The 22894-nt window shown below is 70.2% G+C and carries 20 protein-coding genes; 7 read left to right on the top strand and 13 right to left on the bottom strand.

Going from position 1 to position 22894, the window contains the following annotated elements; genetic code table 11:
• Positions 1-11 precede the first annotated feature (11 nt).
• Both FHG54_RS02950 and FHG54_RS02945 read right to left on the bottom strand, forming a co-directional pair.
• A complete protein-coding gene (locus FHG54_RS02950; RefSeq protein ID WP_139415902.1) occupies positions 12-4370 on the bottom strand; it encodes a family 43 glycosylhydrolase in 4359 nt (1452 codons plus the stop codon).
• A 236-nt stretch (positions 4371-4606) separates the two neighbouring features.
• Positions 4607-6655, bottom strand: a complete 2049-nt coding sequence (locus FHG54_RS02945) for an elongation factor G (protein WP_139415901.1) — start codon at positions 6653-6655, stop codon at positions 4607-4609.
• A 419-nt stretch (positions 6656-7074) separates the two neighbouring features.
• Between FHG54_RS02945 and FHG54_RS02940 the strand changes: the two genes are divergently transcribed.
• The 5 genes from FHG54_RS02940 to FHG54_RS02915 all read left to right on the top strand — a co-directional run bounded on the left by FHG54_RS02940 (position 7075) and on the right by FHG54_RS02915 (position 13066).
• Positions 7075-8529 (top strand): HNH endonuclease signature motif containing protein, encoded by a 1455-nt coding sequence (locus tag FHG54_RS02940; protein WP_233437851.1) that lies wholly within the window; start codon positions 7075-7077, stop codon positions 8527-8529.
• 159 nt (positions 8530-8688) lie between these two features.
• Positions 8689-9894, top strand: coding sequence for a 2-phospho-L-lactate transferase (cofD, locus tag FHG54_RS02930; protein WP_233437850.1), 1206 nt, complete (start codon positions 8689-8691; stop codon positions 9892-9894).
• A 105-nt stretch (positions 9895-9999) separates the two neighbouring features.
• Entirely contained in the window at positions 10000-11028 is a 1029-nt protein-coding gene (locus FHG54_RS02925; RefSeq protein ID WP_139415900.1) for a putative F420-0 ABC transporter substrate-binding protein, read from the top strand.
• The gene (locus FHG54_RS02920) at positions 11028-12248 is read left to right on the top strand and encodes a putative F420-0 ABC transporter permease subunit (protein ID WP_210415463.1); all 1221 of its coding nucleotides are present in this window, start codon (positions 11028-11030) and stop codon (positions 12246-12248) included. The genes FHG54_RS02925 and FHG54_RS02920 overlap by 1 nt, the downstream gene beginning before the upstream one ends.
• Positions 12245-13066 carry an ABC transporter ATP-binding protein gene (locus tag FHG54_RS02915; protein WP_139415899.1) on the top strand — a complete coding sequence of 274 codons (822 nt, stop codon included), beginning with the start codon at positions 12245-12247 and terminating at the stop codon, positions 13064-13066. The genes FHG54_RS02920 and FHG54_RS02915 overlap by 4 nt, the downstream gene beginning before the upstream one ends.
• 90 nt (positions 13067-13156) lie before the next feature.
• On the opposite strand, the gene FHG54_RS02910 is transcribed toward FHG54_RS02915, so the two are convergent.
• The 4 genes from FHG54_RS02910 to FHG54_RS02895 form a co-directional block, all read right to left on the bottom strand.
• Complete coding sequence (locus FHG54_RS02910; protein WP_139415898.1) at positions 13157-13516, bottom strand: TfoX/Sxy family protein; 360 nt, start codon at positions 13514-13516, stop codon at positions 13157-13159.
• Positions 13513-13884 (bottom strand): nuclear transport factor 2 family protein, encoded by a 372-nt coding sequence (locus FHG54_RS02905; RefSeq protein ID WP_139415897.1) that lies wholly within the window; start codon positions 13882-13884, stop codon positions 13513-13515. Before FHG54_RS02905 ends, FHG54_RS02910 begins: the two co-directional genes overlap by 4 nt.
• Before the next feature lie 173 nt (positions 13885-14057).
• Positions 14058-14486: an SRPBCC family protein gene (locus FHG54_RS02900; protein WP_139415896.1), complete on the bottom strand. Its 429-nt coding sequence runs from the start codon at positions 14484-14486 to the stop codon at positions 14058-14060.
• Positions 14479-14814 carry an ArsR/SmtB family transcription factor gene (locus FHG54_RS02895; RefSeq protein WP_139415895.1) on the bottom strand — a complete coding sequence of 112 codons (336 nt, stop codon included), beginning with the start codon at positions 14812-14814 and terminating at the stop codon, positions 14479-14481. The genes FHG54_RS02900 and FHG54_RS02895 overlap by 8 nt, the downstream gene beginning before the upstream one ends.
• Positions 14815-14927: 113 nt before the next feature.
• Between FHG54_RS02895 and FHG54_RS02890 the strand changes: the two genes are divergently transcribed.
• Entirely contained in the window at positions 14928-15506 is a 579-nt protein-coding gene (locus FHG54_RS02890) for a nucleoside/nucleotide kinase family protein (protein WP_139415894.1), read from the top strand.
• A 37-nt stretch (positions 15507-15543) separates the two neighbouring features.
• Here the strand turns inward: FHG54_RS02890 and FHG54_RS02885 are convergent, their stop codons facing one another.
• The 7 genes from FHG54_RS02885 to cofE form a co-directional block, all read right to left on the bottom strand.
• Positions 15544-16428 carry an ABC transporter permease gene (locus tag FHG54_RS02885; protein ID WP_210415462.1) on the bottom strand — a complete coding sequence of 295 codons (885 nt, stop codon included), beginning with the start codon at positions 16426-16428 and terminating at the stop codon, positions 15544-15546.
• Entirely contained in the window at positions 16418-17353 is a 936-nt protein-coding gene (locus tag FHG54_RS16475; protein WP_139415892.1) for an ABC transporter ATP-binding protein, read from the bottom strand. The genes FHG54_RS02885 and FHG54_RS16475 overlap by 11 nt, the downstream gene beginning before the upstream one ends.
• Positions 17354-17363: 10 nt before the next feature.
• The gene (locus tag FHG54_RS02875; protein ID WP_139415891.1) at positions 17364-18614 is read right to left on the bottom strand and encodes a LolA family protein; all 1251 of its coding nucleotides are present in this window, start codon (positions 18612-18614) and stop codon (positions 17364-17366) included.
• 71 nt (positions 18615-18685) lie between these two features.
• Positions 18686-19702, bottom strand: coding sequence for a glucose-6-phosphate dehydrogenase (coenzyme-F420) (gene fgd / locus FHG54_RS02870; protein WP_139415890.1), 1017 nt, complete (start codon positions 19700-19702; stop codon positions 18686-18688).
• On the bottom strand, positions 19699-20436 hold the full coding sequence (gene cofC / locus FHG54_RS02865) for a 2-phospho-L-lactate guanylyltransferase (RefSeq protein ID WP_139415889.1): 738 nt from the start codon (positions 20434-20436) through the stop codon (positions 19699-19701). Before cofC ends, fgd begins: the two co-directional genes overlap by 4 nt.
• Positions 20437-20449: 13 nt before the next feature.
• Complete coding sequence (locus FHG54_RS02860) at positions 20450-21418, bottom strand: TIGR03557 family F420-dependent LLM class oxidoreductase (protein WP_139418269.1); 969 nt, start codon at positions 21416-21418, stop codon at positions 20450-20452.
• A gap of 65 nt (positions 21419-21483) precedes the next feature.
• A complete protein-coding gene (cofE, locus tag FHG54_RS02855) occupies positions 21484-22266 on the bottom strand; it encodes a coenzyme F420-0:L-glutamate ligase (protein ID WP_139415888.1) in 783 nt (260 codons plus the stop codon).
• A gap of 91 nt (positions 22267-22357) precedes the next feature.
• On the opposite strand from cofE, the gene FHG54_RS02850 reads away from it, so the two are divergent.
• On the top strand, positions 22358-22855 hold the full coding sequence (locus FHG54_RS02850; protein ID WP_139415887.1) for a DUF6328 family protein: 498 nt from the start codon (positions 22358-22360) through the stop codon (positions 22853-22855).
• Positions 22856-22894 lie beyond the last annotated feature (39 nt).

Here is a 22894-nt window from a genome sequence, read left to right as displayed (position 1 = left end):
GGAGATGGGCGTCAGCCGCATGCCTGCCCTTCGAAGGGTGCTTCGACCACCGAGCTGACCGTCTCGCCGTCGACCGTCGCCGTGACGGTCGCAACGCCGGCGTCGACATTCGCCACGCGCGTGGCGAACGCTTGCGTGGCCGCCTTTCCGGGCGCCACGTCAGCGATGGTCTTCGCACCGTATGCGGTCTGCACCTGCAGCGTGACCGGCAGGTCGTCGCGGTTCTGGCTGCGCACGGTCAGGTAGACCTTGCCCGCGACACAACGCGTCGCAGCGATGACTTCGACGTCGGGCCCGCTCGATGGATGCTCGATCGCCTGCGGCACCACGCTCTCGAGCGTCGGGGTCACCGGCTGCATGAGGCCGTCTGGACCGAACTCGAGCTTGTCGATCGTCGTCTCTCGGTGATTGCCGTCGCCGCCGGGAATGGCGAACCGGTGATAGGCGATATACCAGTCGTCGGTCCCCGGAACGTTGATGATCGAACTGTGGCCGGGGCCCTTGATCCCCAGCGACAGGTCCTTCTGCAGGATCACCCCTCGGTACGTCCACGGACCCGCCATGCTCGTCGCCGTCGCGTAGCCGACCCGGTAGTTCTCCGACCCCGTGTCGTCGATCGAGTAGGTGAGGTGGTAGACGCCATCGCGGTAGTTGAAGAACAGTCCCTCCCGGAAGTCCGTCAGGCCGCTGATGCGCTCGTAGCTTCCGGGCTTGATCGACACCATGTCGTCGGCCAGCTCTGCGAGAACCGGGCCGTTCGACGGTCCGCCGTTGCCCCACGCCAAGTAGTACTTACCGGTCACCGGGTCGTGGAACGCCGCCGGGTCGATCGCCTGCCCCGACGTGACCGCTTCGGTGTTGAGGATCATCGCGGTCGGCTGTGCGGTGAAGGGTCCTTCGGGGCTGTCGGCGACGGCCACGCCGATCGTCTTCCGGTCGTGCGTCGGGTTGTGTCCGCTGAAGTAGAAGTAGTACTTCCCGTCCCGCTCGATGATCGTCGGCGCCCAGGCGTTCCCGGTCGCCCAAGGGACGTTCCCGTTCGCGCCGTCGAGAGTCAGGAACGGCTCCTCCGAGCGCTCCCAATCGACGAGGTCCTTCGACTTCCAGACGTAGAACTCCTTGCCGCCCCAGCCCGGATACCCGTCGCTGGTCACGTACAGGTAATAGGTGTCGCCGAACACCGCGATGTTCGGGTCGGCGTGCAGGCCGGGAAGAACCGGGCTTCCGACGACCCGCGTTTCCATGTGCCAGGTCGTGGTGGAGGCGTCCGGTTCGGTGAGCGTGTACTCGACCGGCTCGGACAGGTCGACCGTCGTACCCGACGCGGGCGACACGCTGACCCCCTCGGCGACCGCGAACGTGGGAGCGAGCGCCGAGACATCCGTTCCCTTCTTCACGGGGAAGATCACCGTGTGGGCATCCCCGTCGACGATGGGGTCGGTCTTCAGAACGCCGGGGTTTTCGAGGGAGATGTCGATGAGCTGGTCGGTCGCCCCCGCGTTCGCAAGGATCTCTGCAGCCGGAAGCGCGCGATTGTAGACCCGCACGTTGTCGAACCAGCCCTGGAAGTACCCGTCGGCCGAATAGAACGACTTGCCGAGGTAGCCGACCAGGTCTGATCCGAGATCGGCCACGGTGGTGTTGAGCGCGGTGTTCTCGCCGAGCCTCACGCCGTCGGCGTATACGGTCATCGTCGCGCCCTCGAAGACCACGTCGATGCGGTGCCACTCACCTGCGGTCACCGATCCGGTGACCGCGGACTCGTTCTGCCACGAGTTCGGCGTTATGGCGCTGCGCACGTCACCGCCACGCACGCGGAGGAAGTAGTACTTCGTCGAATCCGCACCGAGCGCGAAGGTGAAGAAGTTGCCGCTCGTCTTCTCGGACTTGACGTCCATCGACACGGTCATGGTGCTGCGTCCGTCGTAGAAGCCGGTCGGGAACGACGCGAAGCCGTTCGCGGCCCCGGTCAGTCGTAGCGCCTGTCCTTTCGTGGCATCCGTGGCAACGGCTGCCGTGCCGCTCGCGATGAGATCGGCGTCGCCGACCGAGTCCGTCAGAGTGCCGTCGTCGAAGGTGTACTCGGCGATAGGTGTCTGCTGCGGTTCCTCAGGCTCCTCCGGTTCTTCGGGCGGCTCGCCGTACGCCTCGAGCAGGCGCGATTCCTCAGCGGCCGAGAGCGGCAGAACCGACCCGTGCCGGAATCGCTGGTCGAACGAGTACTGGTCGGCACCGGCACCGGCCGTCAGCTGCGTGAACTGCCCTCCGGCGAGTGTGTCGGCGGTGTGCCCGTAGTAGCCGCTGTCATCACCCATCACGGCCCAGCGGTCGTCGGGCAACTGGTATACCGTGTGGCCCTCCATGCGCGGCTTGAGGCCATGCGATGCCGCCTCCTCGCGATCGATCACGGTCTGCCACGGACCGTCGAGGCTCGTGGATGTGTCGACGATCGTGTGCCAGTCGGACGTGGAGAAGCGGTAGTACGTGTCGCCCTCCTTTGCGATCGTCGAGTCGATGATGTTCGGGCCTGTCTGGCCGTCACCTTGAGCATTCAGCGATGCCCACACCTGCGGCTCGGTGAAGTTCACGAAGTCGCGGGTCTTGGTGAGGTAGACCCGCAGCGCCCAGTCGGGCGTCTCGTTCTCGCGGCGGTCTCGCGCCGACCAGTAGACGTAATACTCGCCCGTCGCGTCGTTGTAGATCGCCTCGGGCGCCCACACGTTGCCCGCGTGTTCGAAGCCCGCGAAGACGATGCGCTGGTCGCTCCAGTTCACGAGGTCGGTGGACTCCCAGACGACGATATTCTGGCTGGCGTTGAGCTGATCCCAACCCGAACCACCCGGTCCGCCGCCTTCGGCGTGCAGATCCGTGCCGATGATCCAGTACTTGTCGCCCTCGGGGGCGCGCACCAGATGCGGGTCGCGCACGCCGAGGTCGCCGCCCAGGTTGGCGAGGATCGGGGAGTTGTCGTTCAGCTTCGACCAGTGCAGGCCGTCATCGCTGTGGCCGAAGAAGATCTTCTCGTAGCCGCCCTCCGTTGCGAAGTGCGTCCAGAGGTATCCGGCCGAGTAGTCGGTGTCGAGGTCGACCGGCGCCGCCTTCACCGTGACCGTCAACTCCCGCTCCGCGTCGGTGTCCGGCACCGACGCCGTCAGCGTGACGGTCGTGTCGGCCGTGCCGCGCGTGACGACGCCCGGAGCCTTGCCGTTCTGTTCGTCGGTGGTGATGACACCGACCGGCGAGGCGGACCAGGTGATCTGACTTCCGTTCACCGCTCCCACCATCGCGAGCGCGATGTTGCCGCGGATCTCGTCGGCGTTCGGGATCGAAAGGGCGTCGAGGTCCTCCTGCGCGAGAGACTCCCCGCCCGGCTGCGGAAGCACCGTTGCGACGAACTCCCGCGTCTGCAAGGCGGAGCCCCGAGTGAGCGTGGCGGTGAGGGTGATGTCGACCGAGGGCTCACCGGCCGCCGGCCTCGTCATCGCACCCGACGCCGAGATGACGTCGGGGTCGCTGGACATCCAGGTCACTTCTGATCCGTTGGGGGCTGTTGCGGGGAGCGTGAGGTCGGCCGTCACGCCGCGCAGGTCGCCGAGCGAGAGGGCTGCCGCGTCACGCTCGACCTTCGTCTCGTCCGACGGGTGCAGGGCTGCGACGTCCGTCGCCGAGAGCGCCGCGTCGTAGATTCGCACCTCGCGCAGGCTTCCAGCGAGGTATCGGTCGGCGTTGTAGACGGAGCGGCCGAGGTAGTTGGCCGTCGTGACACCGTTGCCGATCGAGCCCGGTGTGATCGTGACGTTCGTGTTCTGCCCGACCTGCACGCCGTCGAGGTAGATGCGGGAGGTGTCGGTGGCGTCGTCGAGCGTGTACGTGATCGTCTTCCAGACGTCGCGCGCCAGGTTCGCGCCGCTGTTCGCCGTCTGCTCGGTCGACCAGTTGCCGGTCGCGATCGAGGCCTTGTACGTGTTGCCCGTCGAGTACAGGTACCCGTTGCCGGCGCCGCCGCCGTCGGTGTTGCCGAAGCCGTAGATGAAATACGGCGTTCCCTGCGATCCGCGCACGAGCACCTCGGCGCTGACGGTGATCGATGTCAGGCCGGCGAGGATGTCGTTCGGCAGCCGCACGTGGTCGTCGGTTCCGTCGAGCCGCACCCCTTCTGCGCCGGTCAATGCGGGCGAGCCCGCATAGATGGCATCCCGACCTGACCCCGAGGCGTCGACCGCAGTCGTCCCTCCGGTTTCATTCAGCGGATAGTGGGCCACCAGCTCGGTGGCCGCAGTAGCCGGCTGTGTCGCGACGACCGCTCCCGCGAGTCCCACCGCGGCCGCGGCGATTCCGGCGAAGAGTCGCCGAGTGACTGTATGCCTCATTGCACTCCTTGTTCGGCCCGGCGTCCGCGCCGGAAAGCTGTCCTCGGAATGTTAGCGGTCACACAATGAGAGGTCAATGGTTCGCGATCGAACGTCGTTCGTCAGCGTCGCTTGCCGGCCCGGCGTACGCATTCGACACGATGCACCGGGTCTCGACGATGTCGACCTGAATCACGCCGCGCTCATCAACCGAGCACGCGTGGCTTCCGTCGACCACCAGCTGTCGAGAGCGCCCGTCACCCCTTCGCGCTGCCCGGCATCCTCGCGTAGTGGTCGGGGGTGATCGTCAGTTCGGCGCGGCCCCCCGTGATCGAGCGCAGATCGAGCACGTACTTGCCGAGCTCCGCCTCGGGCACGGAGGCGATGATGCGGGCACGCTCGTCGGCGGCGACCTCCGTGGCGCCGACGCGCCCGCGACGACCCGACAGATCGGTCAGCACCGCGCCCTGCAGCTCGCCTGGCACCGTGACCGTCACGAGCGACACGGGCTCGAGCAGTACCGTGCCCGCCTCGGCGAGCGCCGCCTTCACCCCGATCGACGCCGCCGTGCGGAACGCCATGTCCGACGAGTCCACCGAGTGCGACTTGCCGTCGACCAGCTCGACTCGCAGGTCCACGACGGGATGCCCCTGCGGTCCGCCCGCGGCCAGGGCGTCGCGCGCGCCCTTCTCGACGGCCGGGATGTAAGAACGCGGCACCGCTCCGCCGACCACGGAGTCGATGAATTCGAAGCCGCCGCCTGTCGGCAGCGGCGAGACCCGCAGTTGCACGACGGCGAACTGCCCGTGACCGCCCGACTGCTTCTTCAGCCGGCCCTCGACCTCGGCCCGGCCCATGATGGTCTCGCGATAGGCGATCGGCGCGGGCCCGGTCGTGACGTGCACGCCGAACACGCGGGCGAGTCGCTCGACGGCGACGTCGATGTGCGCGTCGCCGAGGCCACGGAGGATCGCAGCACCCCCGGTGCGATCGATGACGAGGGTCGGGTCTTCGGCGACGATGCGGGCGAGCGAGGCCATGAGCTTCTCGTCGTCGGACTGCGTGACCGGGGTCAGGCTCGCCGCGAATACGGGTTCGCGGTGCGGCAGGGGCGCCGGTTCGGCCCTGCCGTTCGTGCGCGTCCACAGCAGGGTTCCCGACGGCGATCCCGTGAGCTTGGCGACCGCGCCGACGTCACCGGCGCGCAGCACGTCGGCGGGCAGGTGCTCGGCGCCGCGCAGCCGGAACAGCCCGTGCAGTCGCTCGTCGGCCCCGGTCGTGGCGTTGTGCAGCCGGTCGCTCGGGTGCACGACGCCCGAGAGCACCTTGAACATCGAGACCTGCCCGACGAACGGATCGGTGACGGTGCGAAAGACGTGCACGAGCGTCTCACCGTCGGGGTTCGGGGCCACCGCGACCTCTGCGGTGCCCATCACGATCCGGCTGTCGTGGGCCTGCGCCGTCGGCGCCAGGGCGCAGACGAGGTCGGCGACCCGGTCGACGCCCGTGCCGGTCACGGCGGAGCAGACGACCACCGGGATCGCCTCGCCGGTCGCGACCTCGCGCGCGAGGGTTCGTTGCAGGTCGGATGCCGCGGGCTCCCTGCCGTCGAGGTATGCCTCGAGCTGCTCGTCGTCGTGCGAGACGATCTCCTCGGTCACGTCGACGTGCATCCGATGTTCTTCCGCCTCGGCGCCGGGCGGAAGCGGCTCGTCATGATGACGCCCCGCCTCGTCGTACACGAGGGCCTGCTCGCTGAGCACGTCGGCGAGCGCGGTGAAGTCGTGCTCCTCGCCGAGCGGCAGCTCGAGCGGCGCGAGGCGATCGCCGTATACGGCGCGCAGCTCATCGAGCACCCGATGGAAGTCGGCTCGCGCCTTGTCCTCCTGGCTGATGACGACGATGAGCGGCACGCCTGCCGCCCGCGCCGCGGCCGAGGCGAAGCGGGTGCCCGGCGTCACGCCGTCGACCGCGCTCACGGTCAGCGCCGCGACATCCGCCACCGCCAGCGCGGTGTCGAGCCCGCCCACGAAATCCGGATGCCCCGGTGCGTCGGCGAACGTGAGGGTGTGCTCGGTGCCGTCGGTCGCTGCCCAGCCGAAGTGGGCGAGGGAGAGCCCGAGGGTCATGCCTCGCGCGATCTCCTCGGGCTCGTGGTCACCGGTCGTGGTGCCCTGCTCGACGCTGCCCGCCCGCGGGATCGCGCCGGCACGCAGCAGCAGCGCTTCGAGCAGGGTCGTCTTGCCGGATCCCGCGGCGCCCACGAGGGCGACGGTCCGGTGGGTCGGGGTCGATGCCGAGTTCATGTGGCCTCCCGCGCCGGTGCGGTGCTCTGCTTCGCGTTGCTGTGGTGTGCTTCGCGTTGCTGTGGTGTGCTTCGCGTTGCTGTGGTGTGCTTCGTGTTGCTGTGGTGTGCTTCGTGTTGCTGTGGTGTGCTTCGTGTTGCTGTGCTGTGCTTCGTGTTGCTGTGCTGTGCTTCGTGTTGCTGTGCTGTGCTTCGCGTTGCTGTGGTGTGCTTCGTGTTGCTGTGCTGTGCTGCGCTGTGCGTTCCATCGTGGCCCCGTCGCGGCCGGAACGCCAGTTCTCTCGGCGCCGACCGCTCCCGCGCACACGACTCGTCCTCCACAGGCAGTGGATCTGGAGAGTTCTCCACAGGAGATTTCCCTGATCGCGACGCCAATCGAGCGGTCGGTCCAATGTCGGTGGCTGCAGGCAGAATTCAAGCATGGAAGGTACGCCGCACCCGCTCGCATCGCTCGAGCGCGACCTCGACGCGTTGCGGTCGGCTTGGGCCGGCAGCCAGCCCGCGTTCGGCGCCGCGACCGGCGGCGTGCAGATGCAGGTCGAACAGATGAGCGACTCCGGCCTCGTGCAGATCACCGACCTGATCGCGAAGGCGCGCCGCGATGCCGACGCGCTGCTGGCCCGGGTCGCAGCCGAAGTCGCGCGCCGCTCCGATCGGGAGTTCGGTGAGATCGGGCTGGCGAAGAAGCAAGGGTTCCACAACTCTGTGCGATTGATCGCAGCATCCACCGGGTCGACCCGCGGCGACGCGGCGAAACTGATCGCGGTCGGCACTGCGACCGCCGAACGAGCCTCATTCACCGGCGGGCGCATCCCGTCGAAGCACCCGCATGTCGCCGACGCGCTCGAGCACGCGCAGATCAGCCTCGACGCGGCTTCGGCGATCACCTCCATGCTCGATCGAGTCTCGCTGCGCGCAGACCCGTCCCTCATGCACGTGACCGAGCAGGCGCTCGTGGGGCTGGCCGGCCAGGTGCCGCTCGAGACACTGCTTCGCGGAGTGCGCGAGGCTGAAGCGCGGCTCGATGCCGATGGCGTCGAACCCCGCGAAGAACAGCTCAGACACGACCGATCGCTGACCATCCGCGAACTGGGCAATGGCATGGTGCACCTGCACGCGCGCCTCGACTCCGAGACCGCTGCCCCCATCAAGGCCGCGATCGAAGCACTCGTCACCGACGTGCTTCATCGCCGCGACCTCGGCGCCGCGGGTGCCCGTGCCGGTACTGACGGCACCGCCGCCGCGGCGGCCGAGCCCGTGGTCGAAGATGAGCGCACCATTCCGCAGATCCAGGCCGATGCGCTCGCCGCGCTCGCCCGGCACACCCTCGGCTGCCGAAGCACCCTCCCTCCGCTGGCGAAGACCACGGTGGTCGTGCGCATGAACCTCGATGCCCTGCTCGATGGGCTCGGCCACGCCACCATCGACGGACTCGATCAACCGATCTCGGCCGGCACGGCGAGGCGGCTGGCCGCCGACGCCGACCTCATCCCCGCCGTCCTCGGCCGAGAGAGCCTCCCCCTCGACGTCGGTCGCGCGGCCCGCAGTTTCACCAGAGCACAACGACTCGCACTCGCCGAACGCGACGGCGGCTGCGCTTCGTGCGGGCAGAACATCGGCTATGTCGAGGCCCACCACATCAGGTGGTGGCACCGCGACGCGGGCCCCACCGATCTGAACAACGGCGTCATGCTCTGCAGCTACTGCCACCACCGAATACACCGCGAAGGCTGGCACATCCAAGCCGATGCCACTGCGGTGTGGTTCATCCCGCCCCCGCACATCGACCCCGGCCGGGTTCCGCGCCTCGGCGGCAAGGCGCGGTTCAGCCTCCCGACTGACACGGGCGGGCCTGACGTCAGCGTCGCCGCCTGACGGTACTTGTTCACGCGCTGCGCGGTGCAGGCCGGTTCGAGCGCGCACGTGTGGTGAGTTCGCGCGGCTCTGCGCAGCTCGCTTGCGGCCACGCGCTGTCCACGGTCGCGTGTACGCTCCATCGTCATGCCCGCGTGCGGCCGGCTGTAGCGTTGCAACGTGGCGATCACGGTGCTTGCGGGCGGAGTCGGAGGCGCGCGTTTCGTGCGAGGCGTGCGCGAGGAATGCGCGCGGCGCCGTGCCGGCGTTGCCGACGTACCCGGCGCACCCGGCACATCAGGCGCAACCGACGCACCCGGCGCACGCAACGCACCCGGCACACGCAACGCACCCGGCACACCCGACGCACCCGGCACACCCGACGCAACCGACGCACCCAACGCAACCAACGCAACCAACGCAACCAACGCAACCAACGCAACCAACGCACCCAACGCACCCAACGCACCCAACGCACCCGACATCAGCGTGGTCGTGAACACCGGCGACGACCTCTGGCTCGCCGGGGTACGCCTCATGCCCGACTTCGACTCGTTGCTCTATTCGCTCGCGGGCGTCAACGACACCGAGCGCGGATGGGGCCGGGCGGGCGAGACGGAACGCGTTGCCGCAGAGCTCCGCGAGTGGGGCGTCGGCTGGCCGTGGTTCACCCTCGGCGACCTCGACCTCGGCACCCACCTCGCTCGCACAGCCTGGCTCCGCGAGGGGGCGACACCGTCGGAGGTCGCCCACCGCCTGCAGCAGCGCTGGCCGCTCGGCGTGCGCCTGCTCCCGGCGACCGACACCGAGGTCGACACCTACGTCGAGGTGGCCGACCCCGACAGACTCGACGGCGAGCGCGAACTGCACTTCCAGGAGTGGTGGACGCGGTATCGCGCTGCGCTCCCTGCAATCGCATTCCGCCAGCGGAATATCGAGACGGCACGTCCGGCACCCGGCGTCGTCGAGGCGATCGTCGGGGCCGACCTCGTGCTCCTGGCGCCATCGAACCCCGTCGTCTCGATCGGCACGATCCTCGCCGTCCCCGGCATCCGCCGGGCGCTCGCCGAGACCTCGGCACCCGTCGTCGGCGTTTCGCCGATCATCGGCGGCAAGGTCGTGCGCGGCATGGCCGACGCGTGCCTGCCCGTCATCGGCGTCGAGACGAGTGCCGAGGCGGTCGGACGCCACTACGGCGCGAGGTCGACCGGTGGCCTGCTCGACGGCTGGCTCGTCGACGACGCGGATGCCGCGGCGCTCCCGTCGCTCGAGTCGATCGGGCTCACCGCGGCATCCGTGCCGCTCTGGATGCGCGACCTCGACACCTCCGCAGCCCTCGCCGGTGCGGCCATCGATCTCGGCACAGCCCTGCGCCGCAGAGGTTAGGATGTGAACGACCGCCGGTGGGCTTTCACCGGTCGTGATGGCCCGGGATTGGGCTGTGTGTCGCCGACCTCGTCGGATCCGTTCGCACGCACTCCCGGAGGCCTCATGCCCACGCACCGTGTCCACGCCCATCTCCCAGCGGGCATTGCCTGCGTCGCAGCGCTGCTGCTCGCGGGTTGCGCGAGCACAGGGGCTGCGGGCGCCGGGGGCGGGCCATCCGACGCAGGCAGCGCCGGAAGCGCCGGAAGCGCCGCGTTCCCCCTCACCATCGACAACTGCGGCACCGAGGTCACCTTCGAAGCGGCGCCCGAGCGCGTCGTGACGATCAAGTCCTCGACGCTCGAACTGATGCTGGCACTCGGTCTCGAAGACCGCATCGTCGGCTCGGCCTTCAGCGATGGCCCCGTGCCCGAAGCGCTCGCCGATGCGGCATCCGGCATCGAGTCGCTCTCCGACAAGGTGCCATCGCACGAGGTCACGCTCGCGGCGGAACCCGACCTCGTGTTCGCCGGCTGGGAGTCGAACCTCTCGGCCGAGGGCGCGGGCGATCGCGAGACGCTCGCGAAGCTCGGCGTCGCGAGCTACGTTGCCCCTGCCGCATGCAAGAGCGAGGGCTACATGCCGCACCCGCTCACCTTCGACGAGGTCTTCCGCGAGTTCGAAGAGGCGGGCGAGATCTTCGGCGTTCCGGATGTCGCGGCCGACCTCGTCTCGTCGCAGCGCACCGAGCTCGCGGCGATCGAGCCGAACACCGAGGGTCTCACGGCGCTCTGGTACAGCTCGGGCTCCGACACCCCGTACGTCGGGGCCGGCATCGGCGCGCCGCAGATGATCATGCAGGCCGCGGGCCTCGAGAACATCGCCGCCGACGTCGAGGACACCTGGACCTCGATGGGCTGGGAGGCGATCGTCGACGCGAATCCCGACGTGATCGTGCTCGTCGATGCTGCGTGGAACACGGCAGAGCAGAAGATCGCACACCTCGAGTCGAGCGCGGCGACCGCGGCATTGCCCGCGGTGCAGGCGCAGCGATACCTCGTGATCGACTTCCCCGCGACCGAGGCCGGCGTGCGCAACGTCGGCGCCGTCGCATCGCTCGTCGAGCAACTCGGCAGCCTCGGCGGGCTCGGCTGATGAAGCCGGTCGACGGGGCCCAGCGGGTCGACGGGGCCCAGCCGGTCGAGGAGGCGCACCGGGTCGAGGAGGCCCAGCGGGTCGACGAGGCCCAGCCGGTCGAGGAGGGGCACCGGGTCGAGGAGGCCCAGCGGGTCAGCCCTCCACCGCCTGCCGCGCCTCACGCCGCTCGCACCCCGCCGGCTCGCGGCGTGCGCACGGCGCTGTGGGCCGTCGCGCTCGGAGCGCTGCTCGCGGCATCCGTCATCGCGGCCGTCACCATCGGCCCCGCCGGGCTCGCGCCTACCGACGTCGTCGCGAGCGTGCTCGCGCACCTCGGGCTCGGCGAGCCCACGCTCACCCCGCTCCGCGACGGCATCGTCTGGGAGCTGCGGATGCCCCGCGTGCTCACCGCCGCCGCGGTCGGCGCCGGACTCGCCATCTGCGGCGCCGTCATGCAGGCACTCACGCGCAACCCGCTCGCAGACCCCTACCTGCTCGGCCTCTCGTCGGGCGCCTCGGTCGGCGCGGTCGTCGTGATCGTGCTCGGCGTCGGCCTGCTGCTTCCGGTCGCGGCGTTCGCCGGCGCCCTCGCCGCCCTCGTCGCGACGCTCGCCCTCGCCGGCGCGGCCGGCCGAGCATCGGGCGGCGGGCTCGCGGGCAACCCGCTCTCGCCCACCCGCACGGTGCTCGCAGGCCTCGCCGTCTCGTCGATGTTCGGCGCGATCACGAGCCTCGTCATCTTCTGGAGCGCCACCGGCGACAGCTACCGCGAGATCCTGAACTGGCTGCTCGGCTCGCTCGCCGGCACCGACTGGGCGTCGGTGGCGATCGCCGGCGGCGCGCTCGTCGCCATCGGCATTCCGCTCATCGCGAGCGCCCGCACGCTCGACGCCTTCGCCTTCGGCGACGCCGCGGCATCCGCTCTCGGTGTGCACGTCGGTCGCAGCCGGGTGCTCCTGCTCGGCGGCACGGCGCTGCTCACGGGCGCGCTCGTGGCGGTGAGCGGCTCGATCGGCTTCGTCGGCCTGATCCTGCCGCACGGGGTGCGCCTGCTCGTGGGCTCCCGCCACCGTGCGCTGTTGCCGTTGTCGGCGCTCGCGGGCGCCCTGTTCCTCGTCTGGGCCGACACCGCCGCGCGCACGCTCTTCGACCCGCGCGAGCTGCCGGTCGGCATCATCACGGCGCTCGTCGGCGGCCCGGTGTTCGCGCTGCTGCTCATGCGACGGAGGGTCTCATGAGCGACGGACTCGACCTCGCGCGCGTGCGCTTCTCGCGCCCCGGACGCCTCATCGTCGACGACGTCGACGTGACGGTGCCGACGGGCGCGCTCGGTGCGCTGCTCGGGCCGAACGGCGCCGGCAAGTCGACGCTCCTGCACCTCATCGCGGGCATCGAGCGAGCGGATGCCGGTACGCTCGCGTTCGCCGGCCGCGACCTCGCCGCGCTGCGCCGCCGCGACCGCGCACGACGCATCGCGCTCGCCGAGCAGGAGACCCACGACTCCCCCGAACTTCGCGTCGACGAGGTCGTCGCGCTCGGACGCACCCCGCACCTCGGCGCCTGGTCGGGCCCGGGCGACCGCGATCGCACCGTCGTTGCCGAGGCACTCGCCCTGCTCGGACTCGAGTCGCTCGCGTCGCGCGGGTACGGAACGCTCTCGGGCGGCGAGCGACAGCGCGTGAACCTCGCGCGGGCGCTCGCGCAGGAGCCCGAGCTGCTGCTGCTCGACGAACCGACGAACCACCTCGACGTGCGGGCGCAGCTCACGAGCCTCGAACTGCTCCGCGGCCTCGCCGAGTCCGGGCGCACGGTGCTCGCGGCGTTGCACGATCTCGGCCTCGCGGCCGCGTACGCCGATCACGTGATCGTGCTCGACGGCGGTCGGGTCGTGGCATCCGGAGCCCCGGCCGCGGTACTCGAACCCGGACTGATCCGCGAGGTCTGGGGCGTCGAAGCCGAGGTGCTCGAGCGCCCTTCCACCGGACGACCCATCATCGCGTACTCGGGCGTCGCCGCGTCGTTCACGGTGCAGGCGATTCCCGCTCACGGGCCCTGAGGAGCGGACATACGGTGAAATCGCCTGCACCGTGACGCGAGCACCCACTGCCGGCACGGCTGCGGCGCCCACTGCCGGCGCGGCTGCGGCTCAGCCGCGCGCGGATCCGCGCTGCGCGAGATTCCGGGTCGCGCACTCGAGCCAGCCGTCGAGGGCCGCGTCGTCGGCGAGCACCCTCGCCTCGACGTGGATCCAGCCCGTGCCCATCGAGCGGCCGGTGCCCATCTCCGCGCGGGAGGCACCCGGGCTCTGGAGCAGCCGCGAGTCTTCGTCCGGAGCGACTCGCACGAGCAGGCCGCCGTCGTTGTGCACGGCGACGGCCATGGCGTCGTCGATCATGACGGCGATCGTTCCGAACATGCGTACTTCGCGCACGTGCTCATGCTCATCGGGCAGCCGCGCCCGGATCCGGTCGATCAGTTCGCGGGCATTCGCGGTTCCCGGGGTCATGCGGGCCGCCCCTCCGGCGGCACGTAGCCGAGGCGGTCGAACGCGAGACGGATCTCGACGATCTGGCCGTTTCGGACCGTGAACAGTTCGCTCGCGAGCGTCGTCGTCGTCACCGCGGTCTGGGGGAAGTACCACAGCGCAACCCGATCGCCGTCGGTCATGCGGGCATGCTCGGGCGCGCCGGTCAACATGGGGACGAAACCGGTGAGGTACTCGCGCCAGTCTTGTTTCGTGGTGACCTTCTCGTCGGGGGCGAAGCAACGCACGTCGTCCGAGACGTAGCCCATTGCTCGATCGACGTCGCCGCTCGTCCAGGCCCGGTGGTAGGCCTCGACGGTCGAGAGTGCGTGGTCATCGGTGTTCGGCATGGCGACTCCTTCGTGTGGTCGGGGTTGGTCGGGGTCGGGGTTGGTCGGGGTCGGGGTTGGTCGGGGTTGGTCGGGGTCGGGGTTGATCGGGTCGGGGTTGGTCGGGGTCTGAGTTGATCGATTCGGGGTTGATCGATTCGGGGTTGGTCGATTCGGGCCGCCGGTGCCGGCGGTCAGCGCGGCTGCCAGGTGTCGGGCGGCAGTTGCTCGCCTGCGGCGGTTCGTGCGAGGCGAGGGAGGAAGTGGGTCCATCCGCCGCCGTGACCGGCGACCTCGGTATCGGGCAGGTCGGTGTGCACGACCTCGACCCGGGTTCCGGCACCGATCGGGGTCAATTCGAACGACACCGTCGATGCGCCGGGCGGCAGGCTCTCATTGCCGGCGAACCCCCAGGAGACCGTCATGCGCCGGGGCGGGTCGACCTCGAGGTACGAGCCGCGCACGGGGTATCCGGCGATGTCCACCGCGAACTCCCCGCCGGGCACCGGGTCGAGCGACGCCCACTGACCCATCCAGGAGGTCATTCCGTTCTCCGTCACCAGGAACCGGAAGACGGCCTCGGGTGTCGCGTCGATGTCGATCGACGTTCGGTACTCAGTCATCGGCGCTCCTCGTCGCCGACTCCTCAACCGCACGCTTCAAGGCGCTGAGGCGCTCGGGCCAGAAGTCGTCGAAGAAGGCCTTGCCGACGGCGAGTCCTTCGACGCGCACGGCGTAGAGACGGCGAGTGCCCGATCGCGAGTCGGTGACGAGGCCGGCCTCGCGAAGCACCTTGAGGTGGTGGGAGACGATCTGCTGCGACCCGCCGAGGGCCTCGGCGATCTCGCCCACCGCGCGATGCCCGTTGCGGACGATCGCCAATATGGTGCGGCGGTTCGGGTCTGACAGCGCGTGGAACGCCCGGTCGAGCGCGAGCTGCGGCTCACTCATCATCGGCACCTCCCCGACAGCCACGCTAGCACAAATGCACGTTTGTACAAACGTCTACTTGTTGACCGCGTACGCACGCGCGCGCTACGGATGCGCGAGCGTACGCTGAAGGGGTGACTCCGAAAGCTCCCCCCACCACGAGAAGCGAGTTCCTCGAGGGCATCGCCGAGGAGTTCCTGCACAACGCGTCGCACGGGCGCCGGCTCATCGCCGTCGAGGCAGGCACCGAGCCGGGCGTTGACGCTCGCGCCGAGCCGGGCGTTGAAGCACCCGCCGAGCCGGGCGTTGAAGCTCGCGCCGATGCGGGCGCTGACGCTCGCGCCGCCGTCGATTCCGCTCGATTCGCCGACGGCCTGGCCGACGTGCTCGCCGCGCACGGGCAGTCGGTCGTGCGCGCCTCGGTCGGGGAGGCCGACGAGGCCGCCCTGCGCGCCGACACCATCGAACCGTTCCGCTCGGGCGCCATGGCCGGGGCCACCGCCGACTCGGTGCTCGTCGTCGACGGCCGGCATCTGCTCGACGACGGTGTGCGCGGCATCTGGCACTTCTCGCTGTGGCTGCTCGCGGGCGACGAGTTGCCGCACTCCGGGGCATCCGTCATCGTCGACGCCACCGACGCGGCCTCCCCGAGCCGATTCTTCTACGACTACTGCGCGTTGCCGCCGAGCGTGAACCGGCCCGGGCTGCGCTGACCACGACGTCGGGGCGGGCAACGCCGCGCCAGCGCCATCACGACAGCACGTCCTTCGTGAGGAAGCGGCCGACGGCCAGCGAACCGAACACGACGAGGTAGCCCGCCTGCAGTAGTGCGTTGTCGGCGAACGAACTCCAGACGATGGGGTCGCGCAGCAGGTCGCCGAAGCCGAGCCAGTAGTGCGTGAAGAGCCACGGATGCAGCGCCTCGAGTTGCGGCAGCGCATCCAGTATCTGCGACACGACCGCCAGGATCGCCGTCGCCGCCATCGCGCCGACCGGCACCGTCGTGAGGGTCGACAGGAAGAGCCCGATCGCCGACATGCCGAGGAGCGACACCGTCACGTAGACGGCGATCGCGAGGAAGCGCAGGAGGGCCTCGCCGACGCTCACGGACGTGCCCGAGAGCAGCGTCACCGGGCCGATCGGGAACAGTGCCCAGCCGACGACCGTGCCGGCCACGACGACGGTCAGCGCCCCTGCCGCGCAGAACGCCGCCGCGGTGAGGTACTTCACGACGAGCAGGCGGATGCGCCCGGCCGGCGCGATGAGCAGATATCGCAGGGTGCCGTGGCTCGCCTCGCCGGCGATGGTGTCGCCGGCGACGACGCCGATCGTGAGCGGCAGGAAGAGCGGTGTCGCGACGAGCATCGCCGTGACGCCGACGAAGAGCCCGTTGTTCGTGATCTGGTCGAGGAACGCCGGGCCGCGCCCGCTCGGCGAGTCGCCGGCGACGCGGATCGCGACACCGATGAGGATCGGGATGAGCGCGAGTGCTCCGAGCAGCGCCCAGGTGCGTCGGCGGCGGAACAGGGTGAGCAGTTCGGAGCCGAGGAGGGAGAGCGTGGCGGCCCGGACGGGTCGCGGCACGGCGACTTCGCCGTTACCGGCGGCGACGGCCGCCTCGCTCTCACTCGACAACGTCGAACCCCTCTCCGGTGAGCTCGACGAATCGCTGCTCGAGATTCGCGTGCACCGTCTCGAAGCCGCGCACCCGTACGCCGGCGGCCACGAGGGCGGCCACGAGGGATTCGGGCGCGGCCGAGCCGAGCCCGGCGGCGACGACATCGGGCGGGCCGGATGCATCGGGCGTGAGCCCCAATCCGACGAGCACTGCGCGAGCCGCCTCGGCATCGGGTGTGCGCACCAGAACGCGGGCGTCGCCGTCGCCCCGGAACTCGTCGAGGGTGCCCTGCGTCACGAGTCGCCCGGCCCGCATCACGCCGACGTGGGAGCAGACCTGCTCGACCTCGGCAAGCAGGTGGCTCGAGACGAACACGGTCGTGCCGTCGCCGGCAAGCGAGCGGATGAGCGCACGCACTTCGCGCGTGCCCTGCGGGTCGAGGCCGTTCGTCGGCTCATCGAGCACGAGCAACTCACGGGGCATGAGCAACGCGTTCGCGATGCCGAGGCGTTGCTTCATGCCGAGCGAGTAGGCGTGCACCTTCTTGCGAGCCGCGTGCGAGAGGCCGACGCGATCGAGCGCCTCGGCGACGCGGGCAGCGCGCGTCGTCCGAGGCGCCCGCCGGTCGGCGGCGTCGAAACGGCGCAGATTCGCCTCGCCCGAGAGGTACGGCGAGAAGGCCGGCCCCTCGACGAGCGCACCCACCCGCGGAAGCACCGCGTCGAGGCGTCTCGGCATCTCGGCGCCCAGCACGCGCGCCTCGCCCGCGGTGGCGGCGACGAGGCCCAGGAGCATCCGGATCGTGGTGGTCTTGCCCGAGCCGTTCGGTCCGAGGAATCCGAACACGGCCCCCTGCGGCACCGCGAGGTCGAGCCCGTCGACGGCGAGTTGCGAACGGAAACGCTTGCTGAGGCCGTGCGTCTCGATCGCGAGTTCGGGCACGCGCGGCGCCTCAGCGCCCGTTCGCGGCGTCGAGCAGACGCTCGGCCGTCACTGCACCGGCGAACACGCGCCCGTCGTCGGTCAGCAGCACGGTGACGAGCGACGTCTGCAGCACGCGTCCGCCGTCGACGGGTTGCGTGAGCGTCTCGAGCATCGCGGCGACATCCGGAGCCTGCGGGAAGGCACCCTCGCCGCCCGTCGCCCCGAGATCACCGGCCGGCAGCTCGACCACGGTGCCCCAGCCCTCGCCGTGCACGATCGGCTGCGGCATCCGCTCGCCGTCTGCGACACCGGCTGCGGCACCGGCCTCGGCACCGGCTTCGGCCTCCGCCTTCCACTGATCGAGCTCGGCGACGGTCGGGATCGGCACCTCGTGCTCGGTCACCGATGCGCCCTCGGGCGGGGTGAAGGCGAACACCGAGGCATCCGGTGTCTCGAACGACACCTCGGTGAACTCGACGCTGAAGGCCGGTTCTGCGGCCTCGCGGCCAGTGAGAGACGCGGCGAGCGCGACGCCCGTCTCGCCGTCGATCGCGACCGTGATCTCGCCGACGAGGGTCTCGGCGTCGCGCGGCTCGAGCACGAGTTCGTACACCTCTCGCCCGGCGACGCGTGCATCGGTGCCGACGGAGATCTCGGTGGACTCGTCGAGCTTCTCGAGCGCCCGGTCGAGCACCTCGCCAGGGGTCGGGAGCGGGGCGGCGAGCTCGGCCTCGAGTCGTGCGCGCGCATCGCCGGCGCGCGCCTCGGCCTCGGCCTTCAGCGCGTCGAGACCGGCTCGGTCGACCGTGACGTGCGTCGCCGCCTGCTCACTGGAGTCGTAGATCCACGCGTCGTCGCTCGAGAGGTAGACGTCGCGTTCCGCGAGCGAATCGAGCACCTGCAGTCGTGCATTCGTGCCGTCGAGGTAGACGCGAGCCGTGTGCGTGCCCGTCGCGAGCGAGATGAGGTCGTCGAGGTCGGTGGCGGATGCCGCGTCGCCGTCGTCGCCCGGCGAGCCGCCGTCGAATCCACCGCCGGTCAGCGCGGAGAGGTCGGGCAGCCCGAGCTCGGAGCTCTGCTCGATCGTTCCCGACAGGGCGTCGACCTCGCTCGATGCAGCGAGTTCGAGCAGTTGCCGGGGCGTGAGGTCGGGGAGGTCGACCGCGGCGTTCGCCTGCATCGGCACCAGCACGACGGCAAGGCCGATCGCGATCGGCGCTGCGATGGCGGGAATCCAGCGGCTGAACCTGCGGGATGCCCCGGAACTCTGGGCGCGCATGTGTTCAGGCTACGCCGGACCGCGGCATCCCGGGTCGATCCGTGGAGAACACTCAGGATCGAGACCGGGTCTCAGAGCGCGCGCAGCCGCGGCGCGAGGTCGCGTTCGAAGAGCTCCATGAACCGGCGCTGATCGTGACCGGGCGCGTGGAAGACGAGGTGGTTGAGCCCGGCGTCGACGTACTGCTTGATCTCGTCGACGACCTGGTCGGGGTCGGTGCCGACGATCCAGCGCTTGGCGATCTGCTCGATCGGCAGCGCGTCTGCGGCGCGCTCCATCTCGATAGGGTCGGTGATGGAGTGCTTCTGCTCGGGTGAGAGTGAGAGCGGCGACCAGAAGCGCGTGTTCTCGAGCGCGGCATCCTCGGTCTCTTCGTACGAGATCTTGATCTCGATCATGCGGTCGATCTCGTCGAAGTCGCGCCCGGCGGCGGCGGCTCCCTCCTTCACGGCCGGGATGAGCTTCTCGGTGTAGAGTTCCATGCCCTTTCCCGAGGTGCAGATGAAGCCGTCGCCCGCACGTCCGGCGTACTTCGCCACGACCGGGCCGCCCGCGGCGACGTAGACCGGCACGCCGCCGTCGGGCCGGTCGTAGATCGATGCGTCGTGGGTCGAGTAGTACTCGCCCTCGAAGTTCACGCGATCCTCGCTCCACAGCTTGCGCATCAGGCGGATGGACTCCCGCAACCGCGCGAAGCGCTCCTTGAACTCGGGCCAGTCCTGTTCGCCGGCGCCGCGGAATCCCGTGGCGATCTCGTTGAGCGCCTCGCCGGTGCCGACGCCGAGCATGATGCGGCCCGGCGAGAGGCAGCCGAGCGTCGCGAAGGCCTGCGCGATCACCGCGGGGTTGTAGCGGAACGTCGGGGTCATGACGCTCGTGCCGATCCTGATCTTCGAGGTGCGCTCGCCCACCGCGGCCATCCACGCGAGCGAGAACGGCGCGTGCCCGCCGTCGTGCCGCCAGGGCTGGAAGTGGTCGCTCACGGCGACCGACTCGAAGCCGTGCTGTTCGGCGGCGACCGCGATCTCGACGAGCTCGCGAGGTGCGAACTGCTCCGCCGAGGCCTTGTATCCGAGAGTGAGCGTCACGATGTTCCCTTTCCGTTCCTGCTGTTCTGGCTGTTCTGGCTGTTCTGGCTGTTCTGGCCGTTCCACGGGGCATGCCGGTGGTCGCGGCGCAGTGACCCGTCGGCGAGCGCGGCGACGACCGCTGCGGTGTGCACGCCGACGCCCTCGACGAGTGCGGCCTCGAGGGCCTCGATCGTGTCGACGTCGCGGCGGAGTCCTGCCCCGATCACGCCGGGTTCGGCGCGGGTCAGGTCGGTGAACCCGGCGTCGGCGTGCCGACCGGCAGACGCGTCGCCGAATGCGGGTGCGAACGGCGTCCCGGCCGCCGCAGTCGCGAGCGTCGTGCCGGTGCCGTCGGCGTCGGGCACGAAGGCGAGCGGATGCCGCGCGGCGGCGTCGAGCCCCGCCGCGAGTTCCATCGGGGTGAGGGCGGGCAGGTCGCCGAGCAGCACCGCCACCGGCAACTGCTCGTCGGCACGAGCATGGTCGATGCCGCGGCGGATGGCGGCCGTGAGCCCCGCGCGCGTTCCTTCGTCGACGATCTCGACCCCAGTCGCGGGCAGCACCCGGCCCAGCTCGGATGCATCGCCGACGACCACGACGCGGTCGACGGCCCGGCACGAGGTCGCAGCGTCGATCGTGTCGAGGGCGAACGCCTGCGCGAGCGCAGCCCGACCGCGCGGGCCGACGCCGCCGAGCCGGCTCTTGGCGAGATCGAGCGCCTTCACCGGGATCACCAGGACCCAGCCGCTCACGGGCGCACCCGGGTCATCGGTGCAGCCCCGGCAGCACGTCGCGTCCGAAGACCTCGATCCACTCGGCCTGGTTGCGTCCGACGTTGTGCAGGTAGATGCGGTCGAACCCGAGGTCGAGGTAGCGCTGGATGTGCGCGCGATGCACGTCTGGATCGGCCGAGACGAGCATGCGGCCCTCGAAGTCCTCGGGGCGCACGGTGCGCGCGATCTGCTCGAACTCGAACGGCGAGCGGATGTCGCTGCGACCGAAGCGCAGACCCCCGATCGGCCACTCTTCGAGCGCGCCCCGCATCGCGGCCTCGTCGGTGGGCGCCCACGAGAGGTGGAGCTGCAGCACCTTCGACAGCGTCGAGGCGTCGCGCCCGGACTCCTTCGCTCCCGCGGCGAACCGTGCGAGAAGCGGGGCGACGCGGTCGATCGGGGCGCTCGTCGTGATGAGGCCGTCGCCGTGCGTGCCGGCCCGTCGTGCGGTGACCGGCCCGGCGGTCGCGATGAGGATCTCGGGGGCGGTGTCGGGCATGGTCCACAGTCGAGTCGACTCGAGCCTGAAGTTCGGGCCGGCATGACGCACATCACGGCCGGCGAGCGAGCCCGAGAACAGCTTTCTGATGAGGTCGACGGCCTCGAACATGCGGTTGATGCGCTCCGGGGCCTCTGGCCAGTACTGGCCGACGACGTGTTCATTCAGCGCCTCGCCCGAGCCGATGCCGAGCCAGTGCCGACCCGGGTACATGGCGGCGAGCGTCGCGCTCGCCTGCGCAACGACGGCGGGGTGCGTGCGGAAGGTCGGCGTCGTGACGGGCCCGAGATCGCCGACCGTGCGCTCGCCGAGTGCGGCGAGCACGTTCCAGACGAACGACGACTGACCCTGCCTGGGCACCCACGGCTGGAAGTGGTCGGACGCCATGACGCCCGTGAAGCCGTGCTGCTCCGCGAGCGCTGCGAGCGCCACCGCCTCGGTCGGCGGGAACTGCTCGAGCATCGCTGCGTAACCGATGTGCACTGACACACCTCCATCCTGACGGATGATCGGCGCACGACGTCTTCTCAGCCGGCGACCAACGGCCCTTCGGACTGCGACTCGTCGAACCCGTCGCGGTATCCCTCGTTGTACGCCTCGTCGGCGCCCACCCGGAACAGGTCGCGTTCCGCCGGCCGCTGGATGGAACGGGCGCCGGGCAGATCGAGGTCGCCGACGAGGCGGTCGAGTCCGCGCACGACGGCGACGGGCACGCCCGCCGACTTGCCCTTGACGAGTTCGGCAGCGCCCGCGATCTCGTCGGCCACGCACGGCATCGTGACCGAGAGCGGCTTGCCCGAGGCATCCGTGCCCCCGCGCAGATCGTCGAAGACGTGCACCCCCGCCGCACCGATCGCCAGGTCGGTCTGGCCCTCGCGCCACGGGCGGCCGAGCGTGTCGGAGAGGATGACGCCGACGTTGGCGCCCGTCAGCGCACGGATGCCGGTGGCCAGCGCCCGCGCCGAGGCATCCGGGTCGACCGGAAGCAGCAGCACCGTGCCGTCGGGCGCGTTCGACGCGTCGACGCCGGCCGCGGCACCGATGATGCCCTGCCGGTTCTCGACGATGCGGGTCACGCCGCCATCGAACTCACGGCTCGCCACGAGGCGCACCGTCTCGTCGGTGATCGCCTGCTCCCGATCGGCCGCCTGAACGACGCGGCCCTCGGCCTTCGAGACGATCTTCGAGGTGACGACGAGGATGTCGCCGTCGTCGAGTTCGACGGCACCGCTGATGAGCGCGGCGAGGTCGGCGCCCTGCGCGATCTCTGGCAGGCCATCGACACCTTCGATGCTGAACTTCACGGTCAACCCCCGGCTCTCGCGTACCTCGATCTTCGCAGCTTCGGATGCCGGTGCACCAGAACTTCGGTGCTCCAGACCGCTGCGCTACGCTCACCTCATGGCCGCCGAAGAGAGCAATTCTGCGGAGGACGACCGCAGCGACGGTCGCGACGAGACCCGCACCGAGCGCCTCGACCGCAATTGGAACGACATTCTGCAGGAGCTGCGGGCGACGCAGACCGGCACGCAGATCATCACGGGCTTCCTGCTCGCCGCGGCGTTCCAGCCCAGGTTCACCGAGCTCGACGGCTACCAGCTGTGGCTCTACCTCGTGCTCGTGGCACTCGCGTTCGCCGCGACGCTGCTCGGCTTCGCCCCGGTGATTCTGCATCGGCAACTGTTCGGTCAACGGCAGAAGGAGCAGATCGTCCGGCGCGGAGACCGATTGCTGCGGGCGCACCTGCTCGTCGCATCGCTGCTCGCGGCGGGCGTGGCGGGGCTCATCTTCGAGCTGGCGCTCAGCCGCACAGCGGGCTTCGTGGCCCTCGGCATCGCGTTGGTCGTCGCCGCATTGCTCTGGATCGCGCTGCCACGGCTCTCGATGGGGCGTTCGTAAGCCCTCAGCAGCACCTGCGCTCCGCTCTGTCATCCCGCC

This window comes from Agromyces laixinhei, assembly GCF_006337065.1.
Classification (GTDB): Bacteria; Actinomycetota; Actinomycetes; order Actinomycetales; family Microbacteriaceae; genus Agromyces; species Agromyces laixinhei.
The sequence above is the reverse complement of the archived record's forward strand: the minus strand, read 5'-3'. Positions and strand labels throughout refer to the sequence as shown.